The organism is Anaerophaga thermohalophila str. Valhall, assembly GCF_000250735.1.
Lineage (GTDB): Bacteria > Bacteroidota > Bacteroidia > Bacteroidales > Marinilabiliaceae > Anaerophaga > Anaerophaga thermohalophila_A.
The window spans coordinates 56,592-75,110 of record NZ_AHZV01000211.1 but is presented as its reverse complement, the minus strand read 5'-3'; the positions used below and the strand labels follow the sequence as shown (position 1 = coordinate 75,110).

16 protein-coding genes are annotated in these 18,519 nt (G+C 42.6%); 6 read left to right on the top strand and 10 right to left on the bottom strand.

Translation table 11 applies throughout. The features are described 5' to 3' along the window. The first annotated feature begins 207 nt into the window (after positions 1 to 207). The 6 genes from OQ5_RS0111565 to OQ5_RS0111540 all read left to right on the top strand — a co-directional run bounded on the left by OQ5_RS0111565 (position 208) and on the right by OQ5_RS0111540 (position 8,032). Complete coding sequence (locus OQ5_RS0111565; protein ID WP_026055256.1) at positions 208 to 924, top strand: type III pantothenate kinase; 717 nt, start codon at positions 208 to 210, stop codon at positions 922 to 924. Beyond that, positions 917 to 2,188, top strand: coding sequence for a membrane protein (locus tag OQ5_RS0111560; protein WP_016777651.1), 1,272 nt, complete (start codon positions 917 to 919; stop codon positions 2,186 to 2,188). The genes OQ5_RS0111565 and OQ5_RS0111560 overlap by 8 nt, the downstream gene beginning before the upstream one ends. Before the next feature lie 183 nt (positions 2,189 to 2,371). Beyond that, positions 2,372 to 3,727: a tetratricopeptide repeat protein gene (locus OQ5_RS0111555; RefSeq protein WP_016777650.1), complete on the top strand. Its 1,356-nt coding sequence runs from the start codon at positions 2,372 to 2,374 to the stop codon at positions 3,725 to 3,727. A 157-nt stretch (positions 3,728 to 3,884) separates the two neighbouring features. Beyond that, a complete protein-coding gene (gene lptC / locus OQ5_RS0111550) occupies positions 3,885 to 4,481 on the top strand; it encodes an LPS export ABC transporter periplasmic protein LptC (protein ID WP_026055255.1) in 597 nt (198 codons plus the stop codon). Between the two features lie 65 nt (positions 4,482 to 4,546). Then, complete coding sequence (locus tag OQ5_RS0111545) at positions 4,547 to 5,812, top strand: hemolysin family protein (protein ID WP_016777648.1); 1,266 nt, start codon at positions 4,547 to 4,549, stop codon at positions 5,810 to 5,812. Positions 5,813 to 5,938: 126 nt separating this feature from the next. Continuing rightward, on the top strand, positions 5,939 to 8,032 hold the full coding sequence (locus OQ5_RS0111540) for a SurA N-terminal domain-containing protein (protein WP_016777647.1): 2,094 nt from the start codon (positions 5,939 to 5,941) through the stop codon (positions 8,030 to 8,032). Between the two features lie 70 nt (positions 8,033 to 8,102). Here OQ5_RS0111540 and OQ5_RS24650 read toward each other — a convergent pair whose 3' ends face one another. The 10 genes from OQ5_RS24650 to mraY all read right to left on the bottom strand — a co-directional run bounded on the left by OQ5_RS24650 (position 8,103) and on the right by mraY (position 18,517). Beyond that, entirely contained in the window at positions 8,103 to 8,387 is a 285-nt protein-coding gene (locus OQ5_RS24650) for a GatB/YqeY domain-containing protein (protein ID WP_016777646.1), read from the bottom strand. After that, the gene (locus OQ5_RS24645) at positions 8,380 to 8,559 is read right to left on the bottom strand and encodes a GatB/YqeY domain-containing protein (RefSeq protein WP_016777645.1); all 180 of its coding nucleotides are present in this window, start codon (positions 8,557 to 8,559) and stop codon (positions 8,380 to 8,382) included. Before OQ5_RS24645 ends, OQ5_RS24650 begins: the two co-directional genes overlap by 8 nt. 25 nt (positions 8,560 to 8,584) lie before the next feature. Continuing rightward, positions 8,585 to 10,081, bottom strand: a complete 1,497-nt coding sequence (gene ftsZ, locus OQ5_RS0111530; protein ID WP_016777644.1) for a cell division protein FtsZ — start codon at positions 10,079 to 10,081, stop codon at positions 8,585 to 8,587. Positions 10,082 to 10,111: 30 nt separating this feature from the next. Further along, positions 10,112 to 11,464, bottom strand: a complete 1,353-nt coding sequence (ftsA, locus tag OQ5_RS20940; RefSeq protein ID WP_016777643.1) for a cell division protein FtsA — start codon at positions 11,462 to 11,464, stop codon at positions 10,112 to 10,114. After that, a complete protein-coding gene (locus tag OQ5_RS0111520; RefSeq protein ID WP_016777642.1) occupies positions 11,461 to 12,192 on the bottom strand; it encodes a cell division protein FtsQ/DivIB in 732 nt (243 codons plus the stop codon). The genes ftsA and OQ5_RS0111520 overlap by 4 nt, the downstream gene beginning before the upstream one ends. A 14-nt stretch (positions 12,193 to 12,206) precedes the next feature. Further along, positions 12,207 to 13,610 carry a UDP-N-acetylmuramate--L-alanine ligase gene (gene murC, locus OQ5_RS0111515; protein WP_016777641.1) on the bottom strand — a complete coding sequence of 468 codons (1,404 nt, stop codon included), beginning with the start codon at positions 13,608 to 13,610 and terminating at the stop codon, positions 12,207 to 12,209. Beyond that, on the bottom strand, positions 13,611 to 14,723 hold the full coding sequence (gene murG, locus OQ5_RS0111510; RefSeq protein WP_016777640.1) for an undecaprenyldiphospho-muramoylpentapeptide beta-N-acetylglucosaminyltransferase: 1,113 nt from the start codon (positions 14,721 to 14,723) through the stop codon (positions 13,611 to 13,613). Between the two features lie 82 nt (positions 14,724 to 14,805). Beyond that, the gene (locus tag OQ5_RS20935) at positions 14,806 to 15,930 is read right to left on the bottom strand and encodes an FtsW/RodA/SpoVE family cell cycle protein (protein ID WP_255297511.1); all 1,125 of its coding nucleotides are present in this window, start codon (positions 15,928 to 15,930) and stop codon (positions 14,806 to 14,808) included. Then, positions 15,923 to 17,275, bottom strand: coding sequence for a UDP-N-acetylmuramoyl-L-alanine--D-glutamate ligase (gene murD, locus OQ5_RS0111500; RefSeq protein ID WP_016777639.1), 1,353 nt, complete (start codon positions 17,273 to 17,275; stop codon positions 15,923 to 15,925). Before murD ends, OQ5_RS20935 begins: the two co-directional genes overlap by 8 nt. Positions 17,276 to 17,278: 3 nt before the next feature. Further along, positions 17,279 to 18,517, bottom strand: coding sequence for a phospho-N-acetylmuramoyl-pentapeptide-transferase (gene mraY / locus OQ5_RS0111495; RefSeq protein ID WP_016777638.1), 1,239 nt, complete (start codon positions 18,515 to 18,517; stop codon positions 17,279 to 17,281). Positions 18,518 to 18,519 lie beyond the last annotated feature (2 nt).

Here is an 18,519-nt window from a genome sequence, read left to right as displayed (position 1 = left end):
AATCGTAAATGAGGATTTTGGCGGCGAGCGTAACACAGTAAATGGTACTTTATGGACAGACACTAATTAGCAACATCTTATTCCGGGATGGTTCGGAAAATAAAAATTTATGGCCCCAAAAACAGACATTAAGAATCGGTACTTTGATGTATCTGAATTATTTCAGAAACAGTGCCTGATCCAACATTAAATTTTGAATTTGAAAGTATGAATTTAGCAATTGATCAGGGAAACAGCAGCACGAAATTAGGATTTTTTGACAAGGGAAAGCTTATTGCCACTTACAAGCTGTTTTTTCTTGACCAACAAAAATTAAATGAACTTTCTAAACGCCATCCGCCCGATAAAATTATTGTTTCTTCCGTGACACAGGAAACAAAAATAATAGAACAATTTTTCTCAACAGCAAAAAACCAGTTCATCATTTTTGACCACAACACTCCGCTTCCTTTCATCAATCAATACCAAACACCGGAAACTTTAGGCAAAGACAGGCTGGCAGCCATTGCCGGAGCGCAAACACACTATCCGGGGTCTACCCTACTGGTTATCGACGCAGGAACTGCAATAACCTTCGATCTTGTCGTTGGAAACACCTTTAAAGGCGGAAACATATCGCCGGGTTTGCAAATGCGTTTTACAGCACTCCACACGCAAACCAAACAGCTTCCTAAAGTTGAACCCGGCCAATCGGAGTTCTGGGGAACAACTACAGAGGAAGCCATACGCTCAGGCGTACAGAACGGTATCATAATGGAAGTAGATTCATATATTGACAAAACAAGAGAACAATATCCCGATGTCAAAACAATCATCACAGGCGGAGATGCAGATTTTTTTGTTACCTACGCAAAAAATATCATCTTTGTACATCCAAATTTAGTACTACACGGACTCAACAGAATATTAGAATACAATGCATAAACTTATCAGATACCATTTACTACTATTGACGCTGGTTGTATCTTTTACAACCTATGCCCAGAAAAAAACCTACTCTCCCTTTTCAAGATATGGCATTGGAGAGTTAAATACAGCCGGTTACGGACAGAATGCCGGAATGGCTAATACCGGCATTGGAGTCAGAACCAATGAGCATCTTAATTTCATGAATCCGGCCTCCTACTCGGCCATAGACACCATGTCTTTTTTCTTCGAAACAGGGGTAACTGCTCATTCCCAGACTTTTGAATCGGTAGGAGGAGAAGAACAATACAATAATATTGACTTCAGTTACTTTGCAATGGGATTTCCCATTTCCAAAAACATTCACACCTCCTTGGGATTGAGACCTTACTCAAATGCCGGATATGAGTTTGAATTCTCTGACGGAACTTCGCTCAACAGGGCCATAGGGACAGGGAACTTATCTGCAGCCTACGCTGGTCTCTCAATTCGTCCTGCACCCAGTCTTTCCCTGGGAGCTCATGCCACCTATCTTTTTGGTAACATCAGGCACACTACATTTATTGAATTTATTGATGATGATGCCGCTTACAAATATGGTGTCCAGAATGAACTGCATGCCAGTGATTTTATTTTCGACTTTGGCGCACAATATACGCAGCAACTTAGTGAAACAGAAAAAATCACTGCAGGTGTAACTTTTCGCCCTCAAAGTCCGGTTAACGGCGATTTTCAACGAACCGTTGCAAAAGGGTCGCAGTACGCCGAAGACGGAAAACTTTTCACTGCCAACTATGTAATCCCGGAGGCCTCGGATACGTCCAATATCTCAAGTTTTGATATGGCCAGTTCCATCGGACTGGGAATATCCTACCAAAGAAATGAAAATCTTACAATTGCCGCCGACTATGTCCTCTCCAACTGGGGAGACATCAAATTCCCCGATGGCCATACAAAAACCACAAACAGCTCCCATTTTTCTGCCGGGGCCCAATTCATTCCGAATCTGCGATCCCGTAATTACCTGGCACGAATGAGATACAGGGCAGGTTTTAAGTATGGTAATCAATACATTCAGATAAACGATAATGAACTAAATAATTTTGGCATAACTTTTGGAATTGGTTTACCACACAACAGAAGCAAAACATCCATAAACCTGGCCTTTGAATATGGAACCATTACTCCGACGGGAGATTTAGATATTAATGAAACTTATGGAAAAATAACATTGAATATTACGTTCCATGAATTCTGGTTCAGGCAATGGAAATTCGATTAATAAAAGCTGTGTGTAAGGAACTAAATTTTCGTTAATATTTTAATATCTTTGCACCTGTTTTTTGAAAAAATGAAATATATAATAACAAATCAAATAATCCGATTACGCGGAGCAGTTTTAATTTCAAGACAAAAAAAGGAAAGCGGGGACAAAAACTGATTTCGTATTAAAAAATTTACAATCATGAAAGCGTTTACAATTATAGTATTAGGATTGCTCTTGTCCATAACACAGACTTTTGCACAAAAAGGTGTGGAAGACGGTTCGAAGTACGGGCATGGAGAAGACAGCATCCGGTGCCTGAAAAACCTTTCACTCTATACAGAGTTGGTAAAACAGGAACTTTATGATGATGCATACCCTTACTGGCAAATTGCCTTTAATGAATGTCCGTTATCTACCCGCAGGTTGTATACCGACGGGGTAGATATAATATCTCATAAACTGGAAAAGGCATCTGAAGAAGCACAAAAAGATGAATTTTTTAATAAACTGATGAAGGTATATGATCAGCGAATGAAATATTTTGGTGATCATCCAAGATATGGCATTCCCTATATTAAAGGGATTAAAGCCATTGACATGTTGGAGTACCGAAAAAATGATCCGGGAATCAGAAAAGAAGCCTATCAGTTGCTCAATGATGCCGTTCACAACGGCGGTGCAAAATATCAACCGGCAGCCTATGCTTTATTTTTAACCACCTCTATCGCTATGTTTAATGACGGTGAGTTAACCTCAGAAGATGTAGTTATCAATTACACAACAATTTCGGATAAGGTTGATGCACACATTGATGACTCTAAGATGTCAAAGTACAAGGATATATATACCAAACTGTCGGAACAGGTAGAGGAGTTATTTGCCAGAAGCGGAGCTGCAGATTGTGAAACTCTGGACAAAATATTTTCACCGCAGCTTGAAGAGCACAAAGATGACCTCGAATGGCTGCAGAAAGTCAGTCGTCTCCTGGCCAGAGGACTTTGTGAAGACATGGAGCTTTTATACAAGGTATCTGAATACCAACATGAGATTGAGCCATCAAGCTCGTCTGCATACGGACTGGCAAGGATGTACCTTAAATCGGGTGATACCCAACGTGCCATCAGCTATTTTGAAGAAGCCATAGAAATGGAAGAAGACGATACTCAAAAAGCTGAATACTATTACCAGCTCGGCTTGATTCATCTTGCAGAAAAAAACTATGTAGCTGCTCGCTCAAACGCATTAAAAGCTACAGATCATAACCCTGAATGGGGAAAGCCATATATTCTTATTGGCAAAGCCTATGCTGCTTCAGCCAGCAGTATAGGAGAGGATGAATTTGAACACAAAACAGCCTACTGGGCTGCAGTGGATAAATTTAAAAGAGCCAAATCGGTTGATCCTGAAACGGCCGACGAAGCCAATGAGTTGATTAGTGCCTATAGCAGCCATTTCCCGAAAACCGACGAAATCTTCTTTCAGGGGCTTGAAGTAGGCGGAGCTTACACTGTTGGCGGATGGATTGGCGAACGTACTACCGTCAGGTCCAGGTAAAGAATGAACCGGGCATGACAAGGATCATCACAACCAGGCCACGCCTGCCCCGATAATTGGGGTTCGGCCGGGAAAAGTTGATGGGTAAAACCGTTCATGCAAGTTCCAACCTACCGCTCCCGATGTTCGGGAACCTCAGTAAATAAATTCTATACGGGTGAAACAACATATTGTAAATAGCAATAAAATATTGACAGCAGGCAGTATATATTTACTGCTTGCTGTTGTTTTTTTATTATCATCCTGTCAGTCGAACACCCCTGAGGATATAAAAGCTGTTGTTGATGAAGGTAATTTTCCTTCACTTGCAGTTAATGAACTTGAAAGCGTAATTACCGATTCGGGGAAGGTGGCTTACCGGTTCATTACACCCGAAATGAATCAGTATAAAAACAGAGAACGACCATACACCGAATTCCCGAAAGGATTGCATCTTATTGTCTACAATGACATGGAAGACATAGATGCCCAGATTAAAAGCAATTATGCCATTTATTACGAAGACGAAAACCTTTGGGAACTTCAAAATAACGTGGAAGCAGTAAACTTTAAAAATGAAGTCATCAACACCGAACAATTATTTTGGGACACAAAAAAACACCTCGTTTATTCCGATGAATTCATAAAAATTACCACAGAAAAAGAAATACTAACCGGCTACGGCTTCGAGTCGGATGAAAAATTTGAAAATTACACCATAAAAAATATTAGCGGAATATTGTCGGTTGATGAAGAACAGCGAGAAGAACCATGAGTCGCAAAACCCGACAAAGAATGCTAAGTTTTTATTAACTTTCGGGAAAGATTACCTCCTAAAAAATGGAATATTTACCTGTAATAATTGTTACCATACTCTTTTCAGCGTTTTTTTCCGGAAGCGAAATGGCTTTCCTTTCGGCCAATAAGCTGCTAATAGAATTGAACAGGAAGAAGAATCCGCACATTGCTAAAGTTATTGACGTTTTTCTTCAAAAACCCGGAATGTTTATTACCACTATTCTTATTGGTAACAACATTGCTTTAGTGGTATACGGTATTTACACGGCCCGTCTTTTTGAGCCTGTCATAGCCCGGTATGCCAGTTCCGATTTCTCAATTCTGTTTTTGCAAACCATTGTTTCAACATCAATAATTCTGATTACCGCAGAGTTTCTGCCAAAAATAGTTTTCAGAATAAACCCGATCTTTACCTTAAATATTTTCAGCATTCCCCTTTCGCTGTTTTACGGTCTGTTCTTTCCATTGTCAAAAATGACCCACGGCATTTCCAATTTCCTGATACGGAAAATGACCGGATCTGAAAGTCGAACCAGCACAGAAGACCTTGTTATCGGGCGGTTGGATTTCAACAATCTACTTGCCGAACACCAGGAAAAAACACCACAGGATGACAACGTACCCCAGGAGGTCAGACTTCTTAAAAATGCACTTGACTTTTCTTCTCTGAAAGTACGTGAATGTACTATCCCACGTACCGATTTGGAAGCAGTCGATGTTGAAGACAGCATTGAAACCCTGCGCCAGAAATTCATAGACAGCGGGCACTCCAAAATTCTTGTTTATAAAGAACACATTGATAATATTGTCGGGTATGTACATGTATCGGAACTGTTTAAAAATCCGAAAAAGCTAAAAAATATAATCAGTCCCATAAGTATTGTTCCCGAAACCATGACCGCCAACAAGCTATTGGAATTATTCACGAAAGAACACAGGAGCATTGCATTGGTCGTTGATGAGTTCGGAGGTACTGCAGGCATAGTGACATTGGAGGATATTCTCGAAGAAATTTTCGGAGAGATTGACGATGAGCATGACGTCTCCGATCTGGTGGAAAAGCAAATTGATGAGCATACTTATCAGTTCTCCGGTCGCTTTGAAATTGACTACCTCAACGAAAAATATCAACTCGAATTGCCCGTTTCGGACGAATATGAGACGTTGGCCGGAATGATATTAAGCTATAATGAATCAATCCCTAAAAAGGGAGACAAAATCCGGATCGACCCGTTTGAAATCAAAATTCTGGAGGCCAGCAGTTCAAAAATCGAACTGGTAGAACTCACCAAAGAGGAAGAAGATTAACCAGATAAATTGGCCAGATTTTATATTCGTTATAAATTCGCACCGCTTATACATAAAGAAAACCGATTGTGCATTTTTTTGTATATTCGTGACCTGATTTAAAAAACAAAATTAATCTGTATTCGAATGGCAACTTTAGAGAGAATCAGAAGTAAAGGAGGAGTTCTTGTGGCCGTCATGATCGGCTTCGCCTTATTAGCATTTATATTGACCGACCTGTTAAGCTCTGGTACTTCAATTTTTCAGAGGTCGCAGATGGAAATAGCCGAAATCGATGGGGAATCGGTCTCCATTCAGGAATTTCAGGCAAGAGTTTCAGAGATGGAAGAATATACAAGGTTGAATTCAGGAGAATCCTCTCTTGGTGAGGAGATGGTAAACCGACTCCGTGAACAGGCCTGGAACCAAATGGTCAATGAAATTATTTTAGGTGAAAAATACGAAGAACTGGGCATTGAAGTAACATCCGCCGAATTGGTGGAAATGGTTACCGGTTCCGAAGTTCATCCAATGATACGCCAACTGTTCAGCAATCCCCAAACAGGAGCTTTTGACAAGCAACAGGTGGTTAATTTCCTCAGATCAAAACAATATGATCCGACTGCCAATTTTTACTGGACATTCGTGGAGGATCAACTTATTAACGAGCGTTTGTTCAGTAAATATTCATCTCTTTTCGGAAAAGGATTTTATGTAACCAATCAATGGATAGAAAATGAGGCAAATGCACGCTCAAACAAAGTAGATTTTAATTTCCTTGTAAAGCGTATAACCTCTATCGACGACGATGAAGTTTCGGTTAGTGAGAGTGAGATAAAAGCTTATTACAATGAAAACATTGATGAATTCAGACAAGAAGCCAGCCGCGATATTGAATACCTGACTTTTGACGTTGAACCCACCAAAGAAGACCGTGAAAACACACGAGAGAGGCTGCTTGAGATGAAAGATGACTTCAGTTCGCCCGACATTGATGTTGCTCAGTTCGTGCGAATCAACTCAGATGTTCCGTTCAATCCCCGTTATATGAAACCGGAGGCATTAGACCCGGAAATCAGAGACTTTGTTACCACTGCATCAGAAGGGGACGTTTACGGGCCTTATTTTGAAGATGAAACGTTCAAGCTAACCCGTCTGGTCGATGTAGCGCAGGTTCCCGACTCAGTCAGAGCTCGCCATATCCTTTTGAGAAATAATCCTCAGAATCCGGATGAGGCCGATCAGTTGGCCGACAGTCTGATAAATCTTCTGAACAACGGAGCCGATTTTGAAGAACTGGCAAGGCAATATTCTGAAGACCAGGGTTCTGCTATTAATGGTGGCGATCTTGGATGGTTCCGCCAGGGACAAATGGTTAAGCCCTTTAACGATGCCTGTTTCTTTGGAGAAGAAGGGGATATTGTGAAAGTGGAAAGTCAGTTTGGCATCCATATTATTCACATTATGGACAAAGGTATTCCTTCTACAAAATACCAGCTGGCCACATTGGGTCGTGAGGTGACTTACAGCTCAAAAACGTATCAGGATGTCTACTCGGAAGCAACCCGGTTCGCAGCCCTGAACAACACACAGGAAAAATTCAACAAGGCCATTGAAGAACAAAACTTAACGAAGAAATATGGGCGCAACCTCCAGAAAAACGACCGTAATGTTGGAAACCTGGAATCACCCCGGCAGATGGTAAAATGGGCTTTTGAAGCAGAAAAAGGTGATATGTCACCCATTTTCGAATTTGGAGACCAGTTTGTTATAGCCGTTCTCACCAACATTACCGAAGAGGGAGATATGCCGCTCAGCGAAGTCAGAAATCGAATTGAAAGGCAACTTATTAATGAAAAGAAAAAAGAAAAGCTCATTGAGCAGCTCAAAGAGCAAAAAGAAAGCGGAAAGTCGCTTGAAGAAATAGCTGAAGCTGTGGATGGGGAAATACAATCTGCTTCCGATATAACATTTAATTCTTTTCAGGTCACAGGAGCAGGCGTTGAACCGGCACTTGTATCATTGGCCGTTTATTCTCCGGTAAACCAGGTTTCCGAGCCTGCTGCAGGTAATAACGGAGTATACCTGGTTCAGGTAACCAATAAAGAAGAAGTGGAAGTTGACAAAGAACAGGTAAAACGACAATTAGTAAACTCATTGAACCAGAGAGTGAGTTACCAGCTGCTTCAAACCATACGCGATAATGCAGAAATTGTTGATAACCGTTCCAACTTCTATTAATAAAGGCTTATTGACAAAAAAACAGGGCGGAAAAAGTTTCGCGCCCTGTTTTTTTATTGAAATATCTCTGTCAACCCTCAGATAAAAGTCGTTTTACTGTATCGGAAATATCCTTTCCTTCGGCTCTGCCAGCCAGTTTTTTTGTAGCAATTCCCATAACTTTGCCCATATCTTTCATAGAAACGGCACCAGTTTCTTCGATTATTTTTTTCAGTTCTTCCTCCAGCTCTTCAGGCTTAAGCTGGGCAGGGAGGAATTGAGCAATCACATCTGCCTCGGCCATTTCTCTGTCATACAAATCGGCCCGTCCCTGGGCAGAATAAATATTAGCAGAATCTCTTCTTTGTTTAATCATTTTTTGTAAGAATCTTCAACTCCTCTGCTTCTGACACTATACCACCAGATTTAGCTGCGGTACGTGCTTCCAACAGTTCTTTTTTGATACTCCTCAATGCTTCGAGCTTTACTTGCTCACGTGCCTTCATGGCGCTTTTAATCTCCTCGGTAACTTTGTCTATCAAGCTCATAATATCAAAACGTTAAATTAACTTCTCAATCAACATTATCATGCAAATATGGATTGTTGTCGCTTATTCGCGGGCCATCCTTCCCTTCGGAGAGTGTAAACCTTGACACTTTGAGGCCGGATGGATGATTGCTTTTCCCAAAATTGGACGATTTCTTATCATCGATTGATATATTTCTCCTTTTGTAGGCAGGAATGTTCTCCATTTCATCAATCAGTTTTTCATCACTCATTTCTTCGGGCGTCAGAGCCGCGGCGGAACCTTGCTCAAGAAGAGGGCCGGCATCCTTTTTGTTACTGTCGATGGCCCACGAAAACAAATCACCTTCTTTTTCACTGTTTTCAGGAGATGGTACATTTTCTCCATAAAGCCATTCAATTTGCCTCTCCTTCTCACGCTCTATCTCATCAAAATCAATAACTCTCGAACTTTCCTCATCCTGATCACTGCCTACAGGTTCTTCCTCATCATTTACATTCCCTTCTTCATCCATACTGAAACGGGTGATTTTCTTTTTGCCCGGTTTTCCGTCCTGTTTTTGGATGATATGGCCTGAAGCAAAACCGGTAGCGATAATGGTGACATTCACCTCGTCGTTAAGCCGTTCATCAGTCCCTGAGCCCCAAATAATGGATGCAGTAGCACCTACCCTCTCCTGAACATAGTCGGTTATTTCGCCCACCTCGTCCATGGTAATTTCATCGACACCGGATGTAATATTAAGCAAAATATTCTTTGCCCCCCTGATGTCATTATTATTCAGCAAGGGAGACTCCAAAGCCGCCTGAATAGCATCAATAGCCCGCTCTTCGCCCTCGGCAGTGGCAGACCCCATAATGGCCACCCCGCTTTCCTTCATAACTGTTTCAACATCGGCAAAGTCCACATTGATGTATCCGTGCACGGTAATAATTTCGGCAATACCTTTGGCTGCCGTAGCAAGCACATTATCGGCCCGTGAAAATGCATTGCTAAGTTTCAGATCGCCATACATATCGCGGAGCTTCTCATTGTTAATAATCAGTAAGGAATCAACATGTTTTTCTATTTCGGCAATCCCTTCAAGAGCCTGCTCAATTCTGATACGGCCTTCAAACTTAAACGGTATGGTCACGATTCCCACGGTCAGTATTCCCATATCTTTTGCAGCCTTGGCAATAACCGGTGCGGCCCCTGTACCGGTACCACCTCCCATTCCGGCGGTTATGAATACCATTTTTGTATTGTCTTCCAAAACCTTTTGAACCGACTCAAGGCTTTCAATAGCCGCCTCACGTCCCTTCAGTGGTTTATTGCCTGCTCCACGCCCTTCGGTAAGAGATTCGCCAAGTTGTATTTTAACAGGAACAGGACTATTGTCCAGGGCCTGTGCATCGGTGTTACAAACCACAAAGGTCACATCCTTAATGCCCAGACTGTGCATGTAATTGACAGCATTGCTGCCACCACCGCCAACACCTACAACCTTTATAATGGAATTGGCATTACCCGGTATATCAAAATTCATCAGATCATCACTCATAGTTACCTCCTTTTTTTGGGGCGGAAATTCTTACATTTCGGTGTCCCGCTCATCGAAAATACTGGCAAAATTCCGCTGTAGTTTCTCGAAAAGTTCACCGGTAAACTCAGGTTTTTTTACTTTTCTGGACTTCTTCGATTTACCTCCCGATGATTTCTTCTTTTTGCCGGAAGTCTCCGCCGGCTCAATATCATCGAAAAGAACCTGTTCGCGTGTTATCATTTTACTGCCCGGATATTGTCCGGCAGAAACAAGCAATCCGATAGCAGTTACCAGAGACGGATCTGCAAGCGATTTCTTTTCCTCACTTGAAAAAGCACGAGAAGTTGCTCCTACTCTTACATCCAAACCGGTTTTCAACTTTGTGAGCTCAGCCAGGTGATGAAGGTTAGCACCGCCTCCTGTCAGGACAATCCCGGCGCCCAGTTTTTCATAAAACCCTGAACGTTCAACATGATGAATAATAAGCTCAATAATTTCTTCCATTCGGGCCTGTATAATGCAGGCCAGACTCCTGAAAGATATCTCTTTTGGCTCCCATCCCGGAATACCCGGAATGGTCACTACAGCATCTTCTCTGGCGAGTGTCCCCAATGCAGAACCAAAACGGGTTTTCAATGCTTCAGCCTGCTTTTGCAAAACTGCGCACCCTTCTTTTATATCACCGGTAATAACATTTCCGCCAAAAGGAATAACTGCGGTATGTCGCAACACACCATCGTGGAAGAGTGCCAGGTCGGTAGTTCCTCCCCCTATATCAACCATTACTACTCCGGCCTCTTTTTCTTCTCCCGAAAGAACCGCCCCCGACGATGCCAAAGAAGAAAGCATCAGGCCGCTCAAACGAAGACCAGCCTTTTCGATGCATTTCTCAATATTCTTAATGGTTGTATTGCGGCCTATCACCACATGATAGTTTCCTTCAATCCTTTGCCCAGAAAAGCCTACGGGTTCTTTAATGCCGCTCTCATGATCAATAATATAATCCTGGGGAACAACATGTAATATTTTTTCATCGGGTTCAAGTACAATACGATAGCTGTCCTGTAAAAGTTGTTCAAGGTCAAAGGTATTTATCTCATTACCCGCTTTAATGAACCGATAGCAACGGTTTCCCATGGTGCGAATGTGTTGGCCCGACACCCCTGCGAAAACCTCACTCAACTTAATGCCAAGACTATCTTCAAGGGTGGAAACAGCCTGCTGAATAGCCTTCACCGTTTCCTCGATATTGAGAACGACTCCTCTTTTTACACCGGTGCATCCCACCTTTTCTATTCCCAGAATTTCTACTTGTCCATCGGGATGTTTGCGTCCTGCAACGGCCACTACTTTGGTGGATCCGATGTCTATGGCTGAAATTAAATTTAGTCTCTGAGTCATATATTCCTGTTTTTCGAGCAAAGTACTTGTCCTTTATACTTCAAATTAATCACCTGATAATTGTTCCACTCACGGGGTGATAGCCCTTGCTTATAGAGTGCTCTCAGGTTTCTGAGTTTTTCCTCGATGCGCTCGGGAGGTCCCAGGAGAATGAGATGATCACCCACTCGTGGTACCAAAACATAATCGCCGTTCTGCTTTATATACAACTGCTCCATCTGAGCCGACCAAAACGGATCGTTACGGAAAATCCTGGCAATATAAATCAAATGCTCCATTTGCCCATCTATTGCACCGCTGACAACCATCACCCTGGCAGTAAAATGGTCGAACAACGGCATCTCGTTCCCGTCCTCGTCGATGTAATAAGATCGATTGTCTTCAAAGACTCTGAACAATGGATAATGCTGTAAAAGATCGATTTTCAGACGGCCTTCTATTGTATTGTAGACTTCACAATTTCTGACCGCCGGGTGCTTGCCCACAAAGGCCTCTATTTCATTTAGTTTCAACGAATTTACCGGTTCTCCCAGAATGCCTTCAAATTTCATCAGAACGGCATTTCTGATCATCTCATGATTGACAAAACGAGTTTGCATGCTATCCAGAACATTTACTTCAACCTCACTGCACACCACTTCATGGTGATGACTTCCCACCAGCCCGAGCATCACCGGAAAGTACAAAAGCAATAAGCTCCAAAGTAATATTTTTTTTACTCGCTTCATTGGTAACAAGTTGTTCAGATATTGTTGTCATTTTTTATATACCGGTATCCCCATTCACAAATGCCAGGTACCAGTCTGTCAATATCTCCGGCTCCCATGGTAATTAAAACGTCGGGTTCAAAATTGTTCAAATAAGGGATCAGTTCATCTTTTTCAACAATTGTACATTTGTTCTTGTCAATATACCGGCTGATGGTTTCGCTGGACACGCCGGGTATTGGCTCTTCCCTTGCGGGATATACGGGCAATAAAACAATCCGGTGGAGTCCATTGTCGAGTGCTTCGGCAAACGCTTTTGCAAAATCGCGCGTTCGTGAGTACAAGTGTGGCTGAAAAATGCCGGTTACCAGGCGACCAGGCCACATATCCCGAATACTCTGCAATGTTGCCCTTATTTCCTGCGGATGATGAGCATAATCATCGACATATACCAACCGTGAGGTATTTATTAATACATCAAATCGCCGGGCTATTCCCCTGAAGTTTGGCAAAGCATCGATCAATTCATGATATCCGGCTCCGCTCATTCGTGCCAGAGTCAGCGCTGCTACTGCATTCTCCACGTTCAAAAGTCCGGGAGTCCCCATTCTGAATCCCTCAATAGTCCCTTCAGGTGTTTTCAGGTCAAAATGATAATATCCGTTAACAGCCTCAACATTAACCGCTGTATAATCAGCATCTCCATACATCGAATAAGTAAACACCTCAACTTGTTGCTGAAGATTGGAGGGCACAGGAAGCCCCGATTTAATAATCAGCTTTCCACCGGCTTTAATCCTTTGTGCAAAACCTTCGAATCCTTTTCTAACCTCATCGATGGTTCCGTAAATATCGAGATGATCGGCATCCATTGATGTTATCAAGCCGATTGACGGATTAAGCTGCCAAAATGAACGGTCGAACTCATCGGCCTCAAGCACTACCACCTGCGAATCCCCATTACCGATGAAATTGGTGTTAAAATTCCGGGAAATCCCTCCCAGGAAAGCATTGACACCAGGCCGGCAGTTATGCAACAAAAAGGCAGTGAGGGTTGAAACAGTTGTTTTGCCATGAGTACCTGCAACACAAACCGACCACATATCATCTGTAATCATACCCAATACCCGGGATCGCTTCAACACTTTGAATCCATTCTCTTTAAACCAGGATAGTTGCGGATGCATTGCAGGAACAGCAGGCGTGTAAATAACCAGTGTTCTTTCTTTATCTCTGAAATCATCAGGAACTGCTTCAACAGCGCTATCGAATACCACATTTATACCTTCCGACTGCAAAGCATCGGTTACAGGGCTTTGGACACGATCGTATCCTCCTGCCGGTTGTCCGGCAGAACTGAAAAACCTTGCCAGGGCGCTCATTCCGATGCCTCCTATGCCTACAAAATAGACATTTTGGTATTCGTTAAACAACTTCATCTATTCTGTTTCTGATAATTTTTCAATTTCTTCGGCAATCTTTTCAGCCGAATCAGGGTATGCAAAAAACTTTATTTTTTCCTGTAATTGTTGCCTTCTGTTTTCGTCATTCAATAAAGCGAGCGATTCGGGCATCAAACGATGACGCGATTCGTGATCGGGCACCAGTATTGCAGCTCCCTCTTTCACGAGCGACATGGCATTTTTGGTCTGGTGATCTTCAGACACATTAGGAGAAGGCACCAGAACACAGGCTTTTCCAAGCAATGCCAACTCGCTGATAGTCCCTGCACCTGCCCGTGATACAACAACATCAGCCACTCCGTAAGCCAGGTCCATCCGCGAAATAAAAGCTTCCAGTTTTATGTTGGACGATCTTCTCTCATTGAGCTTCTCACTCAATTCGTCGTAATAATATTTTCCACACTGCCAAAGCAATTGAACGCTATCAGAATTCAATAATTCATCAATGCCCTCAATGATTCCTTCATTAATGCTTCTCGCACCTAAAGACCCGCCAACGACCAAAATGGTCTTTTTTTCAGCGTCGAGGCCCAATTCAGACAAGGCTGCCAACCGGTCGACAGGCTTCAGCAATTGCTTTCTTACAGGATTGCCTGTCAACACAATGCGCGATGGCGGGAAAAAACGTCCCATATCGGGATAGGCTACACATATTCGTCCGGCTTTCTTTGCCAAAATTTTGTTGGTAATGCCTGGAAAACTATTCTGTTCCTGTAAGAGAGTCGGCACACCCATGGATGCAGCGGCTTTCAATACCGGCCCGCTGGCATATCCCCCTACTCCGACCGCCACATCGGGATTAAAAGAACGAACAATTCTACGAGCTTTCAGCATACTGGCTGCAAGCTTAAAAAAGAATGTTATGTTTTTGTAAGTCAGACGCCTTTGAAATCCGGCCACAGGCAACCCTTCAATACGATAACCCGCCGCTGGAACTTTTTCCATCTCCATGCGTCCCAATGCACCGACAAAGAGAATATCATTTGAGGGATTCCTTTGCATCAGTGCATCAGCTATGGCAATAGCAGGAAAAACATGACCGCCAGTCCCTCCGCCGCTGATTATTATTTTTAATTTCCTGTTCTTCATTCAATATTATTATGCCTCCTTTATATTTCCGATATTTTGCTCACGCGCCAACTGCCTTTGATGCTGTTCCTGATAATGCCGACTAACACTGAGAATTGCCCCGAGAGCCAGACATGTAAAACAAAATGGATGTTCCTCCCATGCTAACCAAAGGTAAAGGCTGACCGGTAACCGGAAATATACCAACAGCCACACCCATATTTACGAAAGCCTGTATAACCAGCATCAGACCAAGCCCGAGTACCATAAATGCCGGAAATGTGCGGTTACTTCTTCTGACCAGCACCCCGATTCGTCCTAAAAAGAAGAAATAGGCACCCAACACCAATGCTGCCCCTAACAACCCGAATTCTTCGGCAATTATGGCATAAATAAAGTCGCTGTAAGGGTGCGGCAAGAAATTTCGCTGATCACTATTCCCGGGACCTTTGCCAAATATTCCCCCGGTAGCAATGGCTATTTTCGACTGTGTAACCTGATAGTCACTTCCATATTCGCTAGTGGCCGTTTCTTCATCAAAAAAGTGTTCAACCCGTGTGGCCCAGGTTTCGGCACGATCAATCAATACAATATCATTCATCGCCAACACCAATACAAGCGTCACCAATGCTGTTCCTGCCAATCCTGTAAAAAACAAATATTTAAACGGCACACGTCCCAGATACATCATTAAACCCACTATACCGCCGAGCAACAAAGATGTTGAAAGATTCTCCGGAAAAATCAGTAAACAAACAATACCCGTATGTATTGTTATAGGCCAGAAAGCTCCATAAGTTGGGGCATCCTCGCGCTGATGCTGGGCCAAAACCCTGGCCACATAAACAATGAGGGCCAGTTTAGCCATTTCGGAAGGTTGAAAGCTCAACCCGATACCCGGCACTTCGAGCCAACGGCTGGCTTCATTCAGGTTCTGTCCCGAAGAAAGGGTTATCAGCAACATCAAAATTGAAAAATATAGTGCCGGCAAACTAAAAATGACAAAATATTTATACGGAATATGATGAACCAATATAATAAGAGTGATACCTACAAGAAGAAACGAAAGCTGCTTAAACATGAAATAGGTAGTGTTACCTCCCTGGGTACTATATGCAAGACTTCCAGTGGCACTATAAACGGTCAGCAAAGACACCAGGGACAGAAATACTATTATAACCCAGATATTCTGATCTCCTTTAATATATTTCCGAACAAAATTACTCATAGCCTTTCTTCAGTTTGTATACCTCTTCTTTAAATTGACGTCCCCGGTGCTCGAAATTTTCGAACAAATCGAAGCTTGCACACGCAGGAGACAACAAAACAACATCTTCCGGCTCAGCCATTTTCCAGGCTCGTCGAACAGCTTCTTTCATTGAGGAGGTCTCAATTATTTGGGGAATTTTTCCTTTAAAAAATGAAACCAGTTTGCTGTTATCCACTCCAAGACAAATTAAGGCCTTCACCTTTTGAACGGCCAACTCTTCGAGCGAGGCATAGTCATTTCCTTTATCAGTTCCGCCGGCAATCCATATCACCGGTCGCTCCATGCTTTCCAGTGCAAACCAGGCAGAGTCTGTATTGGTAGCCTTGCTGTCATTAATATACAGAGCACCGTTTACTTCCTCCACATTCTCCAGACGATGTTCAACGCCACTGAAATCGTTTAATCCCTCCTTCACAGCTCCCACCGGAGTACCGGCACTTAAAGCGGCAAGAGTAGCAGCCATAGCGTTGCTCAGATTATGTTTCCCGGCAAGCGCCAATTCCGAAACCGGAAAAGTAAAATGTTGCCGCGGAGTATTTACAACAATCTTATCTTTATCCAGGCATGCCCCTTCACCGTAAATATTGTCATAGGCAAAAGGACAACGATGTCCGGGGTATTTCATTTTTTTCAGACGTGTCATTATTTCTCTGTCGTGCGCATTGAAAACAAAAACACTCTTCTCATCATGATTATTCAAAATCCTGAACTTTGCATCTGCGTACTTTTCGAACCTATGATCATATCTGTCAAGGTGATCGGGTGTAATATTCGTGATCACTGCGGTATTGCACTTAAAATCATACATTCCCTCCAATTGGAAACTGCTTAGTTCTATGACAAAAAACTCAGGGTCTCCTTTAAGCAACTGACGGGCAAGGCTGGTTCCAACATTGCCGGCCAGAACAACATCCAAACCTCCTTTTTTCATCAGATGGTAAGTCCACATAGCTGTAGTGGTTTTACCATTGCTTCCTGTAATGCCAATCGTTTTTGCATTGGAATGTCGTCCGGCAAATTCTATTTCAGAGATCACGGGGATATTCTGTTTTCTTATTTTTCTGATAAGCGGTGAATGCTCAGGTATACCGGGACTCTTGACAATTTCCTGAGCGTTAAGGATCCTTTCTTCGGAATGTTGGCCACTTTCAAACTCAATTCCCGCCTGTTTCATTTCTTCGCGAAAATCAGATTTAATAGTTCCGCAATCGGATACAAAGACTTTCATCCCTTTGGCTTTTGCCAAAAGAGCAGCTCCTGTGCCACTTTCACCGGCACCTAATATAACAAGCTCCTTGTCCATAGATTATCTGATTTTCAATGTAACTATTGTCAAAACAGCCAGGATAATCCCAACAATCCAAAAGCGAACCACAATCTTGGATTCGGGATATCCCTTTAACTGATAGTGATGATGCAACGGCGCCATCCTGAAAATGCGTCTTCCCTCACCATACTTTTTCCGGGTATATTTAAAATAACTCACCTGCATCATCACCGAAATATTCTCAACCAGAAATATTCCGCACAGAATAGGAATAAGCAATTCCATTCGAATAAGAATAGCAAACACCGCGATAATGCCTCCAATAGTGAGGCTACCGGTATCGCCCATGAATATTTGTGCAGGAAAGGAGTTATACCACAAAAACCCAACCGTTGCGCCTATGAACGCACTCATATACACAACAAGCTCTTCCGAATAAGGAACATACATAATGTTCAGATAATCGGCATAAATAGTATTACTGGATACATAAGCCAATATTCCGAGAGTTGCTCCTATAATAGCAGAAGTGCCGGTTGCAAGGCCATCCAGTCCGTCGGTAATATTAGCCCCGTTGGAAACAGCAGTAGTAATAAAAATAACGGCCAGAACAAAAATGATCCAACCCCATTGCTCTGCCTTATCACCCAGGAACCAAAGTAAAGAATTATAATTAAAGCGGTTATCCTTAAAAAAAGGAACATTGGTTATTGGTGCTTTGATATACTGTGTTTCTTTTGTTGCATCGGTTGGTCTTGCTTCGGCCTCAATCTGCCTTATTTCGGCATCTGCCGGAGACTCCATCCGCACCACAACATCATCACTGAAAAACAATGTTAGTCCAACAACCAGTCCGAGAACAATCTGCCCGACAACTTTAAAGCCACCTGCAAGCCCCTTCTTATTTTTTTTGAAAACTTTAATATAATCATCGATAAAACCAATCAGTCCTAACCATACTGTGGTGGTAATCATCAGCAAAACATAAACGTTGTCAAGTTTTCCAAACAACAACACCGGCACCAAAATAGAGGCAATAATAATAAGTCCACCCATCGTAGGTGTTCCCTTTTTCTGGTACTGTCCTTCAAGTCCCAGGTCACGAACAATTTCACCAATCTGCTGGCGTTGCAAAACCCGGATGATGAATTTGCCGAAGATGGTACCTATTAAAAGCGCAAAAATAACAGCCATCCCCGACCTGAAAGAAATGTATTGAAACATGCCCGCGCCCGGAAAATCGATGGATTCAAGATATTTAAACAGTGAAAAAAGCATAC